Here is a 17,815-nt window from a genome sequence, read left to right as displayed (position 1 = left end):
GGCCGGGACCCGCCGGCGGCGATCGTGCCGGCGCGGGGTCATGCGAAATGCAGCGTGCCGATCTCGTTGACCGGCAACGCCTCCTCGCCGGCGAGGAACAGGCGCTGGCCCAGGCCGCGCACCGGCCCCTCGCCCGCATCGGGCCAGTCGGTCGTGCGGCCGAGCCGGAGCGCGTCCGGCATGCCCGCAGGGTCGCCCCACGGGTAGATCGCGGGGACGAAGACCACCCCTTCCTGTCCGTCCTTCATCTCGATGGTGGCGCGGCGCCAGCACAGGTCGCGCGGCCGCCTCGGCGTCTCGAAGGCGAGCGAGCGGATGCGCTCGATCGGCACCCACAGGTAGTCGCCGGCGACCGTCAGCACCTCGAGGAAGGGCGAGAACAGGTCATCGGCGTCGCGCAGGTCGTCGAAGGCGACGGACGCGGCGGTGGCGCGCGGCGGCGCGTGGGTGCCGGCGACGCGCGGGCGGGCGGCTTCCGCTTCGGCCGCCGCGGCGGCGGCGGCGGCGGCGTTGCCGGCGCGCAGCTCGACGAGGGCGCGCAGGCAGGCGGTCTGCGCCGGGGTCGCCTCCTCGCCCTGCAGCTTCGGCGCCGCGCCCTCCCTGCCGAACACCCGCCGGCGGTGCTCGGCGGCGCGCAGCAGGCGGCGGAATTCCAGCACCGCCGGGGACGGCTCCTCGAGGATGATGGCATCGAGCGCGCGGTCGGCGCGCTCGAGCTCGCCCGCGAAGAGCAGCATCTCGGCGAGCACCCAGCGCGCGCCGAAGTCGCGCGGGGCGGCCTTGACGGCGGCGGTGGCGGCGGCGACTGCCCCCTGGAGGTCGCCGGCCTCGAAGGCAGATCGGATCGCGCTCATGCGGCAGCCCTCGCGGCCTGGAGGTCGGTGACGAGGCGGAAGGCCGCGCCCACCTCGTCCAACTGGTAGTGCGGCTGGAGCTGGATGATGCAGGCGAAGACGCCGGGCCTGCCGGGCTTCTCCCGCACCTCGACCCGGGCGGCGCGCAGCGGGTAGCGCGCGCCGAGCTCGCCCGCGGCGCTGCCCGAGGAGTTGGTGAACCCGGCGAGCCACCGCTGCAGGCGGTTCTGGATCTCCTCGGCGGTGCGGAAGGCGCCCACCATGTCGCGTCCCATCAGCTTGATGCAGTGGGCGAAGCGGCTGACGCAGAGCATCGCGTTGAACTGGGCCGAGAGCCGCTGGTTGGCGTCCGCCGCCTCGCCGGCCATGCGCGGGGGGCGGTGCAGCGAGGGGGCGGCGGCGAACGTCCCCTCGGGCAGGCCCTCGAGCCCGATGAAGGGCAGCAGGCCGGCCTCGATCGCCAGCCGCTCCTGCTCGTCGGTGAGGGCGAGCTCGACCGGCGGGCGCGCGGTCCGGCCCGGCGGGTCGGAGGGGAAGCGCTCCTCCGCGATCCCGTCCACCACGCCGCCCTCGGCCTCCTCGGCGATCGCCGCGCCGCGGATCTCGGCCGGCCAGCCGTGGCGCGCGAAGGCGCGCACCGCGACGGCGGCGAGCGCATAGACCGGGCTGGTCCAGACCCGGGCGGCGACGGCGGGCGCGTATTCGCGGTAGCAGAAGCCGTCCGGCCGCGCGCCGTCGCACGGCCAGGGCGCGCGCGCGAGGAAGCGCGGCAGCAGCACAGCGAGGAAACGGGTGTCCTCGCGCTCCTGCAGCCGGCGCCAGCGCTGGCGGTCGGGCATGCGCAGCGCGTCCGCGAGATCCGCCGCCGGCCCGGCCTCGGCCCAATGGTCGAGGCCGAGCAGCGGCGGGGCGGCGGCGATGGCGAGCGGGGCGAAGGCGGCGGCGGCGATCCCGGCCAGGGCGTCGAGCGCGGCGACGTCGTCGGTCGGGTACCCCGGCGCCGGGGCGTGGCGCACCTCGTAGTCGGCGCAGAGCATGCCGTAGGGCTCGCCGCCCGGGGTGCCGAACTCCTCCTCGTAGATCTTGCGGAACAGGATGGACTGGTCGAACTCCACCGCGCGGTCGAGGTCGCGGCAGATCTCGCTCCAGCGCGCGGGAAGCAGGCGCAGCTTGACCCGCGCGCCGAAGGGCACGCGCTCGGCGAGCCAGTGCAGCCCGCGCCAGGAGCCCTCGAGCCGGCGCAGCCGGTCGTGGTGCAGCACCGCGTCGAGCTGGGCGGAGATCAGGCGGTCGAGCGCGGCGATGTCGCGGTCCACCGTCTCCTCGAGCCGCGCCAGCGCCGCGGCGCGGCCCGCGGCGGTGCCGTCGTGCGCCAGGATGCGGCCGAGCGCCGCATCGCCGTACCAGCGGCGCAGCGCCATGGCGGCCGAGGGCTCGCCGAGGAAGTCGGCGAGCTCCTTCGCGCCGGCCGCGCCCTCGCCCTCGCGGCCCAGGAAGCGGCCGGAGAGGACGGTCGCCCGCAATCCCCCGCTCATGCCGCCATCCCTTCCCGTTCCGTGGGGCGGGACCTTCCCGCCCCGGAGCCGCCGGTCCTCCCTCCCCTCGCCGTCCCGCGCGGACGGGCGGCGGACGCGCTCAGGCCTTCTGCGGGATGCGCGCGACCATGCGCATCGAGGTGGTGAGCTCCTCCATCTGCAGCCACGGCCGCAGGTAGGCCACCGCGTTGTAGGAGCCGGGCTTGCCCGGGATCTCCCTCACCTCGACCCGCGCCTCGCGCAGCGGGAACTTCGCCTTCATCTCCTGGCCCGCGTTCGGGTTGGAGTTGACGTAGTTCTTGATCCAGCGGTTCAGCCAAGCCTCGCAGTCCGACGCCTCCATGAAGGAGCCGATCTTGTCGCGCGCCATCACCTTGAGGAAGTGCGCGAAGCGGCTGGTCGCCATCAGGTAGGGCAAGCGGGCGGAGATGGCGGCGTTGGCCGTCGCCTCCGGCCGGTCGTACTTCTTCGGCTTCTGCGTGGACTGGGCGCCGAAGAACACGGCGTAGTCGGTGTTCTTGTAGTGGCAGAGCGGCAGGAAGCCGAGGTTGGAGAGCTCGAATTCGCGCCGGTCGGTGATGCCGATCTCGGTCGGGCACTTGGCGTCGGCGTCGCCGTCGTCGGAGGTGAAGACGTGGGTCGGCAGGTTCTCCACCTTGCCGCCGCCCTCGGCGCCGCGGATGGCGACGCAGAAGCCGTGCTGGGCGAAGGCGTCGGTGAGGCGCACGCCCATTACGTAGGCGGCGTTCATCCAGCAGTAGTGGTGGTGCTCCATCGCCTTCGGGTTGCCGGCGGCGTCGAAGGGCGCCTCCTCGTAGCCGAACTCCTCGATCGGCTTGGTGGCGGAGCCGTAGGGCAGGCGCGCCAGCGCCCGCGGCATCACCAGGGTGACGAAGCGGCTGTCCTCGGTGTCGCGGTAGCTCCGCCACTTGGCGTATTCGGCGGTGTCGAAGATCTTGGCGAGATCCCGCGGCTTGGACAGCTCGCGCCAGTCCTGGAAGCCGAACATGCCGGGACCGACGCTGGAGATGAAGGGCGCAAAGGCGGCCGCGGCGACGTTCGACATCAGGCGCAGCGTCTCGACGTCGTCCGGGTGGTGGGTCCACTCGTAGTCGCCGATCAGCGCGCCGTAGGGCTCGCCGCCCGGGGTGCCGAACTCGTTCTCGTAGATCTTCTTGAAGATCTGCGACTGGTCGAATTCGGTGGCGCGCTGCAGGTCGCGCGAGAGCTCGCGCTTCGAGATCTGCAGCATCCGCAGCTTCAGCGAGGTGCCGGTCTCCGAGTTCATCACCAGGTAGTGCAGCCCGCGCCAGGAGCCCTCGAGCTGCAGGAAGCGCGGATGGTGCATCACCTCGTTGAGCTGCTCGGAGATCTTGCGGTCGAGCGCGGCGATCGCGCGCTCGAAGGTCATGGCGAGGTTGCGGCTGAAGGTGACGGTGCCCTTCAGCGCCTCCTCCGTCAGCGCCCGGATCAGCTCCTGCGCGCGGTCGCGCTCCGTCTGCTTGGTCGCGCCGATCACCTGCTCGAGCAGGCCGAGGCCCGCCGCCTCGGTGGTGACCGCGCCGGCGGCGCCGGCCGCCTCGGTCTGCGTCCCGCTCATCGGCTCAGCCCTCCTGCTTCGGTGCGTCGAGGCCGAGTTCGCTCGAAAGCCTGGCCAGCTTCTCCTTGTCCTGCAGCACCTGCTCGAGCAGGTTCTCGAGCTCCTCCGAGCGGTCGGCCTTGCTCATCAGGTCGCGCAGCTTGGCGCGCGTCTCGAGGAGCGCCTTGAGCGCGGGGATCTGCTCCGCCACCCGGCCCGGCTCGAAGTCCTCGATCGAACGGAACTTGAGCTGGACCGCCATCTCCGAGCCGTCGTCGGCGAGCGTGTTCTTGACCCGGATGTTGAGGCCCGGGGCAATGCGCGCCATCACGTCGTTGAAGTTGTCGCGGTCGATCTGGACGAACTTGCGCTCGGCCAGCGGCCGCAGCGGCTCGGCCGGGTCGCCGGCGAAGTCGCCCATCACCCCGACGACGAAGGGCAGCTCGCGCTGCACCGTCGCCCCTTCGGTTTCGACCTCGTAGGTGATGTGCACCCGTGGCTTCCGCACGCGCGCGAGCTTGTCATGCACGCTGGCCATCACATCCTCCCCGGACCGAAACGCCTGTCACGCTGCGACGGACGGGAAGCATAAAGGCGCGGCGGAAGCGGGGTCAACGCGACAGTTGCGCCCCCGCGCGGGGGCGCTCGGCGCGCGCGCCCCCCCTATTCGCCGGGCGGGGGACGGATGCCGAGCATGGTGAGCATCGCGGCGCGCGCCTTGGCGTCCGGCAGCACCTCGGCCAGCAGCTCGGGCAGCGGCATGCGGGCGCGGCGGACCGCGTCCTCCAGGGTGAAGGCGAGCGGCGAGTGCGGCTCCGTCCGGCGGAACCACTCGGCCAGCTCCTCGAGCTGGCGGATCGCGTCCTCGCGCGTGCGCGGCGGCCGCGGCCCGCCGCCGGCGGCCGCCGGGGCGGCCTCCACGGCGGGGGCGGCCTCGGCCGCCGCCTCGCCGCCGTCCGCCCCGGCCGCGGGGGCCTCGCGCGGCAAGGGGCCGAGGAGGCGCTCGGCGATCTCGACCATCTGCGCCAGCGCCTCGGCGACCCGGCGCGTGGCCGGCGCCTCGGCGCCGAAGCGCGCGGCGAGCGCCGCATCCATCGCCGCCCAGGCCTCGCCCGCGGCGCGGGCGGCGAGGCCGACCGCGCGCAGATGCGCCGCGTCGAGCTTCGCCTCCGCCTGCAGCGTGGCGAACTCCGGCATGCCGGCGTCGATCCGCGCCTTCTTGCGCTTGGCGTCGGCCAGCGCGTCGGTCTCCTCGGCCTGGCGGTAGAGGTGCAGCCCGACCGGGGAGCCGTCGGCGCGGCGGAACAGCGGCAGGCGGCGCAGCGGCTGCATCAGCGTCCCGTCGGCGCCCTCGCCGGCCAGACCGCCGATCGGGGCGGCGCGTACCTCGAGCCCCTCCTCGTCCGGGCGCGGATAGCCGGCCTCCCAGTACCGCTCGAGCAGGCCGGCGAGCAGCCGCGCCCCGGCGGCGAGGCCGGGCAGGCCGTCGAGGCGCACCAGCGCCTCCACCGTCCAGGCGGCGATCTCGAAGTCCTTGCTCTTCTCGGCGAGGCAGGCGAGCCCGATGCGCCTGACCTCGCGCCAGGCCAGCGGCACCGGCGCATCCGTCCCGCCCTCGGCGTCCTGCTGCCGCTCCTCGGCGCGCGCCTCGGCGCGCGCGTCGCGCAGCTTCTGATAGGGCGAGGCCGGAGAGAAGTCGTTTCGCAGGTCCTCGCCCGCGCCGCCCTCGCCGCCGAGCGGCGCGAGCAGCGCCTCCAGATCCAGCACGTCCTCGGCCATCGCCCTCCCCCTGCGGCGCCCCGCGAAACCGGGACGAAACACGTACAACATGCGGGCGAAACACGCGCGACACAACGGCCATGCCGCCGCGCTGGACAGCGGCCGCGGTGCGCGCTTACCGTCCTCAGCCGCACGCGGCGGCCCGGTCCGCCGCCGGGGGGGAGGACACGCGGACCATGGTGGCGATTGACCTGAAATCCCTGGTCGCCCGCCTCAATCCGACCTGCCGCCGCCAGCTGGAGGCGGCCGCCGGCCTCACCCTGTCGCGCAGCCACTACAACGTCGAGATCGAGCACCTGCTGCTCAAGCTGGTCGAGGCGCCGGGCAGCGACGTCGCCGCGATCCTCCGCAAGCAGGGCACGGACGCCGGCCGCGTCGCCGCCGAGCTGACCCGCGCCCTCGACCGCCTGCGCACCGGCAATGCGCGCGCCCCCTCCCTCTCGCCCGACCTCGTGGTCCTGCTCAAGGAGGCGTGGCTGATCGCCTCGCTCGAGGGCGGCGCGGGCCGGGTGCGGTCGGGCCACCTGCTGGTGGCGCTGCTCGCGGACGAGGCGCTGGCGCGCGCGGCGCGGGACTCCTCGCCGAGCCTCGCCGCCCTGCCGGCCGAGGCGATCCGGCGCAGCCTCGCCGCCTTCGCCGAGGGCAGCGAGGAGGCGGCCGAGGCGGCCGCCGCCGCGGCCGACGCCGCCGCCGGAGTGCCGACCGGCGCGCCGGGGAGCGGCGAGGCGCCGCGCGGCGGCGGGCCGCTCGAGCAGTTCTGCACCGACCTCACCGCCCAGGCGCGCGCCGGCAGGATAGACCCGATCCTCGGTCGCGACTCCGAGATCCGCCAGGTGATCGACATCCTCACCCGGCGCCGGCAGAACAACCCGATCCTCACCGGCGAGCCCGGCGTCGGCAAGACCGCGGTGGCCGAGGGCCTGGCGCTGCGCATCGCCGCGGGCGACGTGCCCGACGCGCTGAGGAAGGTGAAGCTGCTCTCGCTCGACCTCGGCCTGCTGCAGGCCGGCGCCGGGGTGAAGGGCGAGTTCGAGAACCGCCTCAAGGGCGTGATCGACGCCGTGAAGGCCTCGCCCCAGCCGGTCGTCATGTTCATCGACGAGGCGCACACCCTGATCGGCGCCGGCGGCCAGCAGGGGCAGAACGACGCGGCGAACCTGCTCAAGCCGGCGCTCGCGCGCGGCGAGCTGCGCTGCCTCGCCGCCACCACCTGGGCCGAGTACAAGAAGTACTTCGAGAAGGACGCCGCGCTGACCCGCCGCTTCCAGGTGGTGAAGGTGGAGGAGCCCGCCCCGCCCCTCGCCTGCGCCATGCTGCGCGGCCTCGTCGGCACGCTCGAGAGGCACCACGGCGTGCGCATCCTCGACGAGGCGGTGGAGGAGGCGGTGCGCCTGTCCGCCCGCTACATCCCGGCGCGCCAGCTTCCCGACAAGGCGGTGTCGCTGCTCGACACCGCCTGCGCGCGCGTCGCCATGAGCCAGGCCGCGGTCCCGGCGCCGATCGAGGACCGCAGGCGCCGGCTCGAGCTGATCGCCACCGAGCTCGCCGCGATCGAGCGCGAGGCCGCCGCCGGCGCCGACCACACCGCGCGCCGCGCCGCCCTGGTCGAGGAGCGCGACCGGCTGCAGGGCGAGCTCGCCGGCCTCGAGGCGCGCTGGCAGGAGGAGCAGGCGCTGGTCGGGCGCATCCGCGCGCTGCGCCAGCGGCTGGAGGCGGCGATCGCCGCGCCGGCCGGCGCTCCCGCCTCGGTGCCGGCGGGCGCCGCAGCGCCGGGCGCCGCCGCGGCCGCAGACGGCGAGGACCCGGACGCGCTGCGCCGGGAGCTCGCCGAGGCCAGCGCCGCCCTGCGCGCGCTGCAGGGCGAGGAGCCGCTGGTGCATCCCGTGGTGGACGGCCAGGCGATCGCCGAGGTGGTGGCGACCTGGACCGGCATCCCGGTCGGGCGGATGGTCGGCGACGAGATCCGCACCATCCTCACCCTCAAGGAGCGGCTGCAGGAGCGCGTGGTCGGCCAGGACCACGCGCTCGAGGCGATCGCGCAGGCGATCCGCACCGCCCGCGCCGGCCTCACCGATCCGCGCAAGCCGATCGGCGTGTTCCTGATGGCCGGCACCTCCGGCGTCGGCAAGACCGAGACCGCGCTCGCGCTCGCCGACCTGCTCTACGGCGGCGAGCAGAATCTCACCGTCATCAACATGAGCGAGTTCAAGGAGGAGCACAAGGTCTCGCTGCTGATGGGCTCGCCTCCCGGCTATGTCGGCTACGGCGAAGGCGGGGTGCTGACCGAGGCGGTGCGCCGCCGCCCCTACAGCGTGATCCTGCTCGACGAGATGGAGAAGGCCCATCCCGGCGTGCAGGACGTGTTCTACCAGGTGTTCGACAAGGGCCAGATGAAGGACGGCGAGGGGCGGGACATCGACTTCCGCAACACCGTCATCATCATGACCTCGAACGCCGGCACCGAGACCATCGCCAGGCTCTGCGCCGACCCCGAGACCGCGCCGGGGCCGGCGGAACTCGCCGAGGCGCTGCGCCCGGACCTGCTCAAGGTGTTCAAGCCGGCCTTCCTCGGCCGCTGCACCGTGGTCGTGTACTACCCGCTGCCGGACGAGATCCTGCGCCAGATCGTCGGGCTGCAGCTCAACCGCATCCGCCGCCGCGTGCGCGAGACCTACGGCGTGGACCTCGAGGTCGAGGACGGGGTGGCGGCGGGCATCGTCGCCCGCTGCCGCGAGGTGGAATCCGGCGCGCGCAACATCGAGGCCATCCTGAACCGCACCGTGCTGCCGGAGCTCTCCGCCGGCATCCTGGCGCGGCTGGCGGAGGGGCAGGAGATCGGGCGCGTGCGCATCGGCGTGGCCGAGGGGGGCGCGTTCCGGTATGATATCGGCTAGGGACCGGCACGGGGCCGCGCCCGCCGGGGGTTGGGAACGAGGAGCAGGAGCATGCCGATCTACATCAAGTACGGCGACATCAAGGGCGACGTGACCGCCGAGGGCCACAAGGGCAGCGACGGCTGGGTCGAGATCAACAGCTTCCAGTGGGGCGTGGGCCGCGGCATCTCCTCGCCGACCGGCGGCGCCCACGACCGCGAGGCCTCGGCGCCGAGCGTCTCCGAGATCGTCATCACCAAGCCGATGGACAAGTCGTCCTTCAAGTGGCTGGACGAGGCCCTGCACGGCGAGGGCCAGAAGGTCGAGATCGACTTCTGCAAGACCGACAAGGACAAGCTCGAGGTCTATGCGAAGTACGAGCTCGAGGGCGCGATGGTCAGCGGCTATTCCGTGAGCTCGGGCGGCGACCGGCCGATGGAGAGCATCTCCATCAACTTCACCAAGGTCGTGTACTCCTTCGTCGAGATGGACAAGGACAACGCCGGGGCGGAGACGCCGCGCGTCGGCTACGACATCGGCCTCGCCAAGGTCATCTGAACCGCCCGGCGCCGGCGTCCCGCGGCCCCCTGCGGGCTCTCATCCTCGCCTTTCCGGCACAGGCGCGCCTCCGGGGCGCGCCTGTCGCGTCCCGGGGCCCGTTCTCCTCACGCCCCGCCCGCCGCGGGACCGCCGCCGGGACGGGCAAGCGCGATCACCGTGACGTTGTCGCGAGCGCCGCGCTCCACGGCGAGCCGCACCAGGGCCTCCGCCGCGTCGCCGGCGGCCGCCAGTGCCTCGGCGATCTCCGCCTCCCGCACCACCCGGATCAGGCCGTCGCTGCACAGCAGGAAGCGGTCGCCCGGGACCACGCGGCCGGTCACCTTGTCGAGCTCCAGCGTCGGGGCGGCGCCGACCGCGCGGGTGATGACGTTGCCCTGCGGGTGGTCCTCCGCCTCGGCCTCGCCGATCGCCCCCTGGTCGATCAGCTCCTGCACCAGGCTGTGGTCCCGGCTCAGCCGCTGCAACACGCCGCCGCGCAGCAGATAGGCGCGCGAATCCCCGGCCCAGAGGCAGGCGAAATGGTCGCCGCGGGCGAGCAGCGCGACCACCGTGCTGGCGATCACCCGCCCGGGGCCGCGGCGCGCCGCCTCCTCCCGCAGCGCGGCGTTCACCGCGGCGAGGCGCAGCCGGAGCTGCGCCAGCATCTCGGCCGCCGAGAGCCCGGGCGGGATCGAGTCGAGCGCCTCGCGGACGGCGTTCGCGGCGTAGTCGCCGGCGCCATGCCCGCCGGCGCCGTCCGCCACCGCCCACAGGCCGAGGTCGGGCCGGTCCACGAAGCTGTCCTCGTTGCGGCTGCGCACCGCCCCCGGATGCGTCACCGCGGCGGAAACCAGCCCGCCGGGGCCCGCGGCGGCCGGGGGCGCCGTGCCGGTGCGGCGCTCCGGCTCCGTCCGCGGCGGCGCCGGTTCGGCCGCATCGGCCGGCGCCGCCGACGCGGAGGGGGCGACGTTCAGCGTCGCCTCGTCATCCGCCGCGGGGGCGACGTTCCCCGGCGCGCGCGCCGGGTCCCCGGACCCGCTCATGACGGCCCCTCCAGCAGCATCGCGAATTCCTCCGGCGCGGGCAGCGTGGCGGTCTCCCACACCATCGCCGGCAGGCGCGCCCCGCCGCGCGTCCACAGTCCGGCCGCCGGGCGCCCGGGAAGGGCCGGCGCGGCGCCCTCGCCCCCCGCCGCGTCGTCGGCGCCGTCGAGCAGCGCCATCACCGCATCGCGCACCGGCTGCTCCCCGGCGCCGGCCGGCGAGGGCAGCGCCGCCGCCAGGGCATCGGCATCGGCGTCGCCGGCGCGGCCGGCCTCGGCGAGGCGCTCGAGCGCGTCGAACCACGCCTCCTCCGCCCGCGCCGCCGCCTCGGCCGCGGCGAAGACGGCCGCCAGGGTGAGGGGGAAACGGCGGCCGACCGCATCCGCGCTCGGCGCCAGCACGCCGGCGACCGCTTCGGGCCCGCAGGCCCCGGCCGGCAAGGCGAAGCGCCAGACGGGGCCGTCGCGCCAGGCCTCCTCCCACGCCGCGCCGAGCGCCGCCCGCGCCGCCGCGATCCCGGCCTGCAGCCACGCATCCCAGGGGGCGACGAAGCTCCGCGGCAGCGCCCGGCGCACGAAGTCCCCGTGCGCCGGCAGCTTGCCGTAGAGGCCGAGCGCGGTCAGGGCGGCAGCGTCGGGCATCGGAACTCCCGGAGCTCGCCCAGGCCGAAGGGATGGACCGCGCTGCCGGTGCGCAGCTCGAACTCCGCCGTCCGCTCGCCCTGCGCGACGGTGAGGTTGAGGCGGTCCGGCTGCCGCGTCGCGGTGAGCCGGCTCTGCGGGCGCAGCACCAGGCGCAGCGCCGACCAGCCGCCGTCATAGGCGATCGCCCCGCCCGGGGCCGGCGGCTCGAAGGTGAGCGTCAGGCCGCCGCGCGCGGGCCAGCCCAGCGCGATCGGGCGGAACGGGCCGTCGCGCGTGACCTCGGTGCGCGTGCCCTCGACCTCGAGGACCATGCCGCGCGCGCCCGGGTCGAAGCCGCGCGGCACCACCTCGAAGCGCAGGCCGCCGCTGCCCACCCCGGGCCAGAAGGCGTCCCGGATGCGCGCCGCGCGCTGGAAGTTCAGCGCATCGGCGGCGCTGACGACGGGCGGCATCCCCTCCGGCGCGATGGGGCGCCAGGGGTTCTGGGTCGTGTCCACGTAGGGGCGGATGTGCTGGGTGAAGAACTGGTCGAGCTGGCCGCCCGGCCCGAACAGGCGGGCGAAGTCGTCCACCGGCGGGTCCGGCCCGTCGAGGCGGAACGGGAAGCGCGCGAGCATGTCGCGGCAGGCGTCCATCACCGGCTTGCCGGCGGCCGCGATCGCCGCCCGCGCCCCGCCGCCGCGCTGCGCCGCGGTGGAGACGGCGAGGTTGCGCAGCCAGCGCGCGAGCGGCTCCGGCTGGCGCGCCGCCTCCGCCATCAGCCGCTGGCCGGGATCGAGCCCCGCCGGCGGCGGCAGCACCGTGCCCGGCGGCGCGCTGACGAGCTGCGCCACGCGCACGAACAGGTCGTTGACGATCCGCAGCGCCTCGTCGGTCGGCTGGCCCGCCGCCTCGCGCAGCGCCTGGAAGCGCGCCTCGACGATGCGCGCCACCGGCTCGGCCGAGGAGGGCCGCGGCGCCCCGGTCGCCGCCTGCACGCGCTGCTGCGCCGGGTCCTGCTGCGGCGCCGGGTCGGGCGAGGTGCCGACCGAAAGCTGGCGCGCGATCGCGCGCATCACGTCGCGGATCGGCGAGTTCGGCGCGCCGAGCAGGTTGAGCCCCTCCGCCGCCTCCTGCAGCGTGCGGAACTGCGGGATCTGGAGGTCGTCCAGCGCCGCCTGCCAGGCGCGGGCGTAGTCCTCGGCGTAGAGCGCGAGCACCGCGGCCTCGAGCCGCGCCGGGTCCTCGGCGCCGGCGGCGCGCGCCTCCGGCCCGAGCACCCAGCTCTCGGCCGCCGCCTCGCGCACGGCGCGCGGCAGGTTGGGCAGGACGACGCGATGCAGGCCCTCCACCGTGTAGAGCCCGGGCACCGCCACCTCGGTGAGCGGGCGGCCGGAGGCGCGCACGAAGTAGCGCGCCCCGGCGGCGCCGATCGCATCCGCGGGCTTCCAGCCCGGCGCGTTCTCCGCGTTCTGTGCCAGCGGGCGGAGGCGCGAGTAGATCCGCCCGGCGAGCGGCAGGCGCGAGAACACGCGCCGCGCCTGGTCCACCAGCGCGCCGTCGAGCGGATACTTCTCGAAGTCGGTCTCGAGCAGCGCGTCGAGATGCCGCGCCAGCGCCTCGCGCAGCGGCTGGTTGGTGGCGCCGGGATGGCTGCGCGCCCAGTCGTCGCGGAACCACTCGCGCACCAGCGGCCCGTCCAGCGGCCCCTCGCGGCCGAGCATGAGGTAGACCCGCACCGCCTCGTAGAGGTAGTCGGGCCGCTGGAAGGCGCCGCGGATCTGGGTCTCGAGCCGCGCCAGCAGCCGCGGCAGGAGGGCGCGGTCGAGCGCGCGGCGATAGGCCGCCTCGCCGGCGGCGGCGAGCTTGTCGGCCTGCGACAGGCCGAGCCAGCTCTCCGCCTCCGACCGCGCCGCCGGCGGCAGGGCGCGGGTGGCCTCCAGGTAAGGCACCACCCGCGTCGGCTCGGGGTCCTCGACGCGGGCGAGCGGCAGCGTCCGCGCCGCCTCCTCGGCCTTGGCGACCGCGGCGGCCATCGCGCCGGCGCGGCGCTGCTCGGCCTGCCACGCGGTCCAGCCCCAGAGCGCGCCACCCCCCACCAGCAGCAGCGAGCCGACCCAGACCGCGACGGCGGCGATGCGCCGGCCCCGCTCCACGGCGCGGTCGCGCGCGGCGAGGCGCGCCTCGTTGAACACCACCTCCTTGAGCAGCCGGCCGAGGAAGTAGCTGCGCCCCTTCTGCCCCATCACCGCCGCCGGCCGGCGCGGGTCGAGCCCGAAGGCGCGCGACAGCGCCCCCGAGAGGCGGTCGAGCGGCGTCCCCTCCTGCGTGCCCGAGGTGAAGTAGACGCCGCGCAGGAAGGGCGCGGGGTCGAGCCGCGTGCCGCCGAAGGCGGCGCCGAGGAAGGCCGCGAGCGGCTCCTCGAGCGAGGCGAACTGCGCCGGGAAGCCGGCGATGCGCGCGCGCTGCTCCGGGCCGCGCTCGGCCTGCAGGCGCTCGAACAGCCGGTCCTCGAGGCGCTGCAGCAGCGCCTTGAACTCGGCGCCGAACTTCGCCGCCGGTCCCTCCGGCCCCGCCTGCAGCGGGAAGGTCATGCCCCAGACCTGGGCGCGCGCCTCGCGGTCGAGGTCGTCGAAGAACTCGACGAAGCCCGGCAGCAGGTCGGCCTTGCTGATCACGAGATAGACCGGCAGGCGCTGGGCGAGCGTCGTCTCCAGCTCCTTGATGCGGCGGCGGACGCTCTGCGCATGCGCCTCGCGCTCGGCCGGCCCGAGGCGGCCGATCAGGTCCACGCCGAAGCAGACGATCACGCCGTTGAGCGGCAGGCGCGGGCGGTTCCGGCGCAGCAGCAGCAGGAACCGCTCCCAGCCCGCCTTGTCGGCGGCGGCGTCCGAATCCTGCGTCGTGTAGCGCCCGGCGGTGTCGATCAGCACGGCGCGGTCGGAGAGCCACCACTCGCAGAACCGCGTCCCGCCCACGCCCTGGAGCTTCGCGCCCTCGGCGAGCGGGAATTCGAGGCCCGAATTCGCCAGCGCCGTGGTCTTGCCGCTGCCCGGCGGGCCGATCAGCACGTACCAGGGCAGCTCGTAGAGATGGCCCTTGCCCCCGGTGGCCCTGCGCAGGCTGGCGAGCGCGGCCTGCAGGCGCTCGCGGATCTCCGCCTCCTCCTCCGCGGCGCGCTCGGCGGCGGGGTCGGGGGCGGCGGCGGCCTCGACCAGGGCGGCGTCGCGCCGCCGCCGCCGCTGCGCGGCGACGAGGACGACGGCGAGGTAGAGCAGGACCGGGACGGCGCACAGCACCGCGCGCCAGAGCGGCGATTCGAAGGGGTAGGAGCCGCCGACCGGCACCAGCGGCGCGAAGATCCAGATCAGCGGCAGGAGCAGCAGGATGCCGCCGAGCCCCGCGAGCGCGGCGACGCTGCCGAGGGTGGAGAGCAGCGGGCCCATCTCAGAACACCCCCCGCAGCAGCAGCACCTCGATGCGCCGGTTCTCCTCGCGCCCCTCGGGAGTGGCGTTGGAGGCGATCGGCTCGGCCTCGCCGCGGCCCTCGGCGGCGAAGCGCGCCGGGTCCTGGCCCTCGGCGCGCACGATGATCGCCTTCGCCGCCTCGGCGCGCGCCGCGGAGAGGTGGTAGTTGGAGGGGAAGCGCGCCGAGCGGATCGGCTGGTTGTCGGAATGCCCGATCACCCGCACCCGCCCGGGCTCGTCCTGCAGGGCCTGGCCGATGCGCTCGAGCAGGCCGACGAAGCGCTCGTCCACCGTCGCCGAGCCGGAGGCGAACATGCCGCGGTTGCGGATGCGCACCAGGACGCGCTGCGCGTCGCCGCTGACGGTGACCAGCCCCTGCGCGATCTCCGGCGCCAGGAACTGGCGCAGCTTGTCGAGCGCGGTGGGGCGCGGCGGCGCGGGGGGCGGCGGCGGCGGCGCGGGCGGCTGCGGCGGCGCGGCGCGCACGATCTCCGGCAGGGCGGCGGGCGGCAGCGCGACGACGCGGGCGAAGAGGTCGTCGGAGGCGGCGTTCAGCCGCTCCGACAGCCCCACCCAGCCGAGGCCGAGCACGCAGGCGGCCGCCGCCAGCCCGACCCAGGCCGGCACGCCGCGTCGCGCCGGGCGGTGCGGCGCGTCCACGCCCTTCCAGCGCGGCGACAGCTCCCGCTCCCAGGGGCCGCGCATCTGGGCGAGAAGCTGGTAGAGCCCCTCGCGGTGGCGGTCGAGCTCGGCGGCGCCGCGCGGCGCGAGCCGGTAGCGCCCCTGGAAGCCGAGGGCGAGGCAGAGATAGGCGACCTCGAGCGCCTGGAGGTAGCGCCCCGGGTCCTTCTGCATGCCCGCGAGCAGGTCGAAGAAGCGGTCGCCGGAGCGCACCTCCTTGTGGAAGCTCGCGACCAGGGTGCGCGCGCCCCAGCCGCTCTGCGCCCCCCAGGGGGTGGCGAGCACGACGTCGTCGAGCGCGGCGCAGAGCGCGTAGTGGGCGGCGCGGATCTGCTCGGCGGGCACGCCGGCCTCGCGCGCATCGGCCTCGAACTGGCCGAGCCCGCGCCGGCAGCGCGCGTGCCGCGCCGGGGGTTGGGGGGTGGCGGCGGCGCGGGGGGGGGGGCGCCGCCCCAGCAGGTCGAGCAGCGGCGCGGCGCAGGCGGCGAGCGGCGAGGGACCGACCCTGGGGAGCGCCTCCGCCTCGCCGGCGAGGCGCGGCGCCGCCTCCGCCGCGCGTGCGCCCGCCCCCGGGCGCGCGGGCCCCGCCGGGCGTTCCGGCGGCGCGCCGAAGCCGTCCGGGGCGGCGGCCGCGAAGGGCAGCCCGCCGCTGCCCGCCGGCGGCGCGCCCGTGCTCCCGCCCGGTGCGGGCCGCGGCGGCACCGGGCGCGGGCCGCCGGGGCCACGCACCACCGTGCGGTCGGAATCCTCGGGCTCGGCGAAGGGGTTGTCGCTCATCCGCGGATCGCCCACAGTTCCATGCGGAGGTTCGGGAAGCCTTCCTGCACGTGGATCGCGAAGGCGCCGGTGTTCTGCATCTGCGCCCAGTGCGGCGACCCGCGGTCAAGCTCGAAATAGACCGCCCCGGCGTGGAACGGGATCTGCCGCGGGGCGACGGGCAGGGGCCGAACCGCGATGCCGGGCAGCTGCGTCATCACCAGGTCGCGGATGTGCTCGAGCGCGCCGATCTTGACCTGGTTCGGGAAGGCGCGGCGGAGCTGCTCGGTCGGCATGTCGGCCTGCACCGCGAGCACGAAGCTCGCCGTGCGCAGCAGGCTGCGGTCCACGATCGGGCCGACGCGGAGGCCGTGGCGGCGCTCCTGCAGCGGGATCGGCACCGCGTTGGCGTCGAGGTCGGTCGCCAGCGCCCGGCGCAGGTCGGCGATCACCGGGGCGAAGCTGCGCTGCAGGTCGTCGTGCCGGTAGCCCGGGTAGGTCGAGGCGCGGCGGTTCGGGTCGGTGAAGGTGGCGAGCTCGCCGGCGAGCTGGCAGAGCGCGGCGTAGAGCGCCTCCGGGTGCAGGTTGGCGCCGTCGGCGAAGTGGGCGAGCAGCGGCTGCCAGCGGTTCAGCGCCTGCAGCATCAGGAACTGCGCGACGTCGGCGACGCCGCGGCTGCCCGGCTGGCTCAGCCGCCCGGCGAGCGCCGTGGCGCGCTGGTTGATCATGCCGACCAGCTCGGCGAGGAAGTTGGTCAGCACCGGCGAGGCCGAGACGCGCAGGCAGGGCGGGATGAAGCGCTCGTCCACCGCGACGCGCCGGTCGGCGTGCACCTCGACCACGCGGGCGAGGCCGATGCAGGTGAAGCCGGCGCGCTCCTCGCTCTCGAGCAGGAAGCGCAGGCGCGGCCGGGCGACCAGGAGCTCCGCCGGCAGGGTGGAGTCGGAGTGGGTGTCGAACGCCTCGAAGCGCTTGAGGCCGTAGCGCGCGGCGGCGGCCTCCGGGCCGTCGCCGAAGGCGACCTCCGGGCTGCCGGGCTGGTGCACCGGCAGGGCGAGATAGACCACCTGGTTGCGCGCGCCCTCGGGCAGATCAATGGGCGTCGGCTGGTCGGCGGTGCCGGGGACGGCGAAGGGGGTGCCGTCCTCGAACACGCCGCTGCAGGAGGCGACGGCGAACTTGCCCGCCGCCAGCAGGTCGCGGTCGAGGGAAAGCTCGACGAGCCCCCAGGGGTGGGGGCGCAGCGGCGCGACGCGCGCCTGCAGCCGGTGCTCGAAGTGGCGGTCCTGCTGCTGGAAGTGCTGGGTCCGCAGGAACATCCCCTCCTGCCAGACCACCTTGTCGTGCCAGACCATGCCCTCCCTCCGCGCCGGCTAGGCTGCGCCGCCGCCGGAGTCCCGCCGGGCCGCCTGCTCGTAGGCGCGCGCGAAGGCCTTGCCGAAGGCGCTGTCGAAATCGTCCTCGAACTGCTCGACCACCTGCCGGTGGAGCTTCCTGTAGGCCTCCCACAGCAGCTTCTCGCGGCTCGCGCCGAACAGGCTGCCGCCGCCCCTGACCTCGGCCTCGAGGCCCGCCGGCGCGAGCCGCTCGAGCAGCGCGCGCGCCGCCGCCTGCGTCGCCGCGAGGGTGGCGACCTGGTGCGCGGTGAGGTCGGCGACCGCCTCCTCCACCGCCGCGATCCCCTGCGCCCCCTGGGCGACGAGGGCGAGCACCGCCGCCTCGTCGGTGGCGGCGAACTTGACCGGGTTGTTGCCGGCGGCGCGCAGCACCGTCTGCTCGATGCGGAACTCGCGCTTGACGTCGGCGCGGGCGATCAGCAGCGCCCGCAGGCCGGCGACGAGGGCGCGGAAGGCGGCGCCGAGGCCGCGCAGCGCGGCCTCGGGATCGGCGGCCGCCCCGGCGAGCGCACCGGGGGCGAGCCCCGCCCCGGCGAGGAAGGCGGCGAGGCCGCCGGCCGGGTCCGCCGCCCGGCCCGGACCGGGGGCCATCGGACCCGGCGCAGGCGCCGCCGCGGGCGCCCCCGCCACCGGCGCGACCGGCGGCGCGGCCGCAGGAGCCGCGGCGGCCGCGGCCGGCACGGGGGG

13 protein-coding genes are annotated in these 17,815 nt (G+C 75.7%); 2 read left to right on the top strand and 11 right to left on the bottom strand.

What is annotated here, in order from left to right; translation table 11 throughout:
- Positions 1–38: 38 nt before the first annotated feature.
- The 5 genes from K1J50_RS12165 to tssA all read right to left on the bottom strand — a co-directional run bounded on the left by K1J50_RS12165 (position 39) and on the right by tssA (position 5,747).
- Positions 39–854, bottom strand: a complete 816-nt coding sequence (locus K1J50_RS12165) for a type VI secretion system accessory protein TagJ (RefSeq protein ID WP_220117986.1) — start codon at positions 852–854, stop codon at positions 39–41.
- Positions 851–2,389: a type VI secretion system contractile sheath large subunit gene (tssC, locus tag K1J50_RS12160; protein ID WP_220117985.1), complete on the bottom strand. Its 1,539-nt coding sequence runs from the start codon at positions 2,387–2,389 to the stop codon at positions 851–853. The genes K1J50_RS12165 and tssC (K1J50_RS12160) overlap by 4 nt, the downstream gene beginning before the upstream one ends.
- A 100-nt stretch (positions 2,390–2,489) precedes the next feature.
- Entirely contained in the window at positions 2,490–3,989 is a 1,500-nt protein-coding gene (gene tssC, locus K1J50_RS12155) for a type VI secretion system contractile sheath large subunit (RefSeq protein WP_220117984.1), read from the bottom strand.
- Between the two features lie 4 nt (positions 3,990–3,993).
- Positions 3,994–4,506: a type VI secretion system contractile sheath small subunit gene (tssB, locus tag K1J50_RS12150; RefSeq protein ID WP_220117983.1), complete on the bottom strand. Its 513-nt coding sequence runs from the start codon at positions 4,504–4,506 to the stop codon at positions 3,994–3,996.
- Positions 4,507–4,631: 125 nt separating this feature from the next.
- Entirely contained in the window at positions 4,632–5,747 is a 1,116-nt protein-coding gene (gene tssA / locus K1J50_RS12145; protein ID WP_220117982.1) for a type VI secretion system protein TssA, read from the bottom strand.
- An 80-nt stretch (positions 5,748–5,827) separates the two neighbouring features.
- Here tssA and tssH point away from each other — a divergent pair, with 80 nt between their 5' ends.
- Together tssH and K1J50_RS12135 are read left to right on the top strand one after the other, a co-directional pair.
- Positions 5,828–8,641, top strand: coding sequence for a type VI secretion system ATPase TssH (gene tssH, locus K1J50_RS12140; protein WP_408869372.1), 2,814 nt, complete (start codon positions 5,828–5,830; stop codon positions 8,639–8,641).
- Positions 8,642–8,692: 51 nt separating this feature from the next.
- Positions 8,693–9,178 (top strand): Hcp family type VI secretion system effector, encoded by a 486-nt coding sequence (locus K1J50_RS12135; RefSeq protein WP_220117980.1) that lies wholly within the window; start codon positions 8,693–8,695, stop codon positions 9,176–9,178.
- A gap of 107 nt (positions 9,179–9,285) precedes the next feature.
- On the opposite strand, the gene K1J50_RS12130 is transcribed toward K1J50_RS12135, so the two are convergent.
- The 6 genes from K1J50_RS12130 to tagH are packed head-to-tail and all read right to left on the bottom strand — an operon-like array spanning position 9,286 to position 17,809.
- Positions 9,286–10,203 carry a PP2C family protein-serine/threonine phosphatase gene (locus K1J50_RS12130; protein WP_220117979.1) on the bottom strand — a complete coding sequence of 306 codons (918 nt, stop codon included), beginning with the start codon at positions 10,201–10,203 and terminating at the stop codon, positions 9,286–9,288.
- A complete protein-coding gene (gene tagF / locus K1J50_RS12125) occupies positions 10,200–10,844 on the bottom strand; it encodes a type VI secretion system-associated protein TagF (protein ID WP_220117978.1) in 645 nt (214 codons plus the stop codon). The genes K1J50_RS12130 and tagF overlap by 4 nt, the downstream gene beginning before the upstream one ends.
- Positions 10,823–14,272: a type VI secretion system membrane subunit TssM gene (gene tssM / locus K1J50_RS12120; protein ID WP_220117977.1), complete on the bottom strand. Its 3,450-nt coding sequence runs from the start codon at positions 14,270–14,272 to the stop codon at positions 10,823–10,825. The genes tagF and tssM overlap by 22 nt, the downstream gene beginning before the upstream one ends.
- A gap of 1 nt (position 14,273) precedes the next feature.
- Positions 14,274–15,752 (bottom strand): type VI secretion system protein TssL, long form, encoded by a 1,479-nt coding sequence (gene tssL, locus K1J50_RS12115; RefSeq protein ID WP_220117976.1) that lies wholly within the window; start codon positions 15,750–15,752, stop codon positions 14,274–14,276.
- Positions 15,749–17,086 (bottom strand): type VI secretion system baseplate subunit TssK, encoded by a 1,338-nt coding sequence (gene tssK, locus K1J50_RS12110; RefSeq protein WP_220117975.1) that lies wholly within the window; start codon positions 17,084–17,086, stop codon positions 15,749–15,751. The genes tssL and tssK overlap by 4 nt, the downstream gene beginning before the upstream one ends.
- Positions 17,087–17,104: 18 nt before the next feature.
- The gene (gene tagH, locus K1J50_RS12105) at positions 17,105–17,809 is read right to left on the bottom strand and encodes a type VI secretion system-associated FHA domain protein TagH (RefSeq protein ID WP_369413585.1); all 705 of its coding nucleotides are present in this window, start codon (positions 17,807–17,809) and stop codon (positions 17,105–17,107) included.
- Positions 17,810–17,815: the final 6 nt, after the last annotated feature.

This window comes from Caldovatus aquaticus (assembly GCF_019458025.1).
In the GTDB taxonomy this organism is placed as follows: Bacteria; Pseudomonadota; Alphaproteobacteria; order Acetobacterales; family Acetobacteraceae; genus Caldovatus; species Caldovatus aquaticus.
This window is presented reverse-complemented; position numbering and strand designations above follow the sequence as displayed.

Coding starts and splice junctions, on each gene's coding strand:
- K1J50_RS12165 (WP_220117986.1), bottom strand. CDS start 854: ATGAGCGCGATCCGATCTGCCTTCGAGGCCGGCGACCTCCAGGGGGCA.
- tssC (WP_220117985.1), bottom strand. CDS start 2,389: ATGAGCGGGGGATTGCGGGCGACCGTCCTCTCCGGCCGCTTCCTGGGC.
- tssC (WP_220117984.1), bottom strand. CDS start 3,989: ATGAGCGGGACGCAGACCGAGGCGGCCGGCGCCGCCGGCGCGGTCACC.
- tssB (WP_220117983.1), bottom strand. CDS start 4,506: ATGGCCAGCGTGCATGACAAGCTCGCGCGCGTGCGGAAGCCACGGGTG.
- tssA (WP_220117982.1), bottom strand. CDS start 5,747: ATGGCCGAGGACGTGCTGGATCTGGAGGCGCTGCTCGCGCCGCTCGGC.
- tssH (WP_408869372.1), top strand. CDS start 5,828: ATGCCGCCGCGCTGGACAGCGGCCGCGGTGCGCGCTTACCGTCCTCAG.
- K1J50_RS12135 (WP_220117980.1), top strand. CDS start 8,693: ATGCCGATCTACATCAAGTACGGCGACATCAAGGGCGACGTGACCGCC.
- K1J50_RS12130 (WP_220117979.1), bottom strand. CDS start 10,203: ATGAGCGGGTCCGGGGACCCGGCGCGCGCGCCGGGGAACGTCGCCCCC.
- tagF (WP_220117978.1), bottom strand. CDS start 10,844: ATGCCCGACGCTGCCGCCCTGACCGCGCTCGGCCTCTACGGCAAGCTG.
- tssM (WP_220117977.1), bottom strand. CDS start 14,272: ATGGGCCCGCTGCTCTCCACCCTCGGCAGCGTCGCCGCGCTCGCGGGG.
- tssL (WP_220117976.1), bottom strand. CDS start 15,752: ATGAGCGACAACCCCTTCGCCGAGCCCGAGGATTCCGACCGCACGGTG.
- tssK (WP_220117975.1), bottom strand. CDS start 17,086: ATGGTCTGGCACGACAAGGTGGTCTGGCAGGAGGGGATGTTCCTGCGG.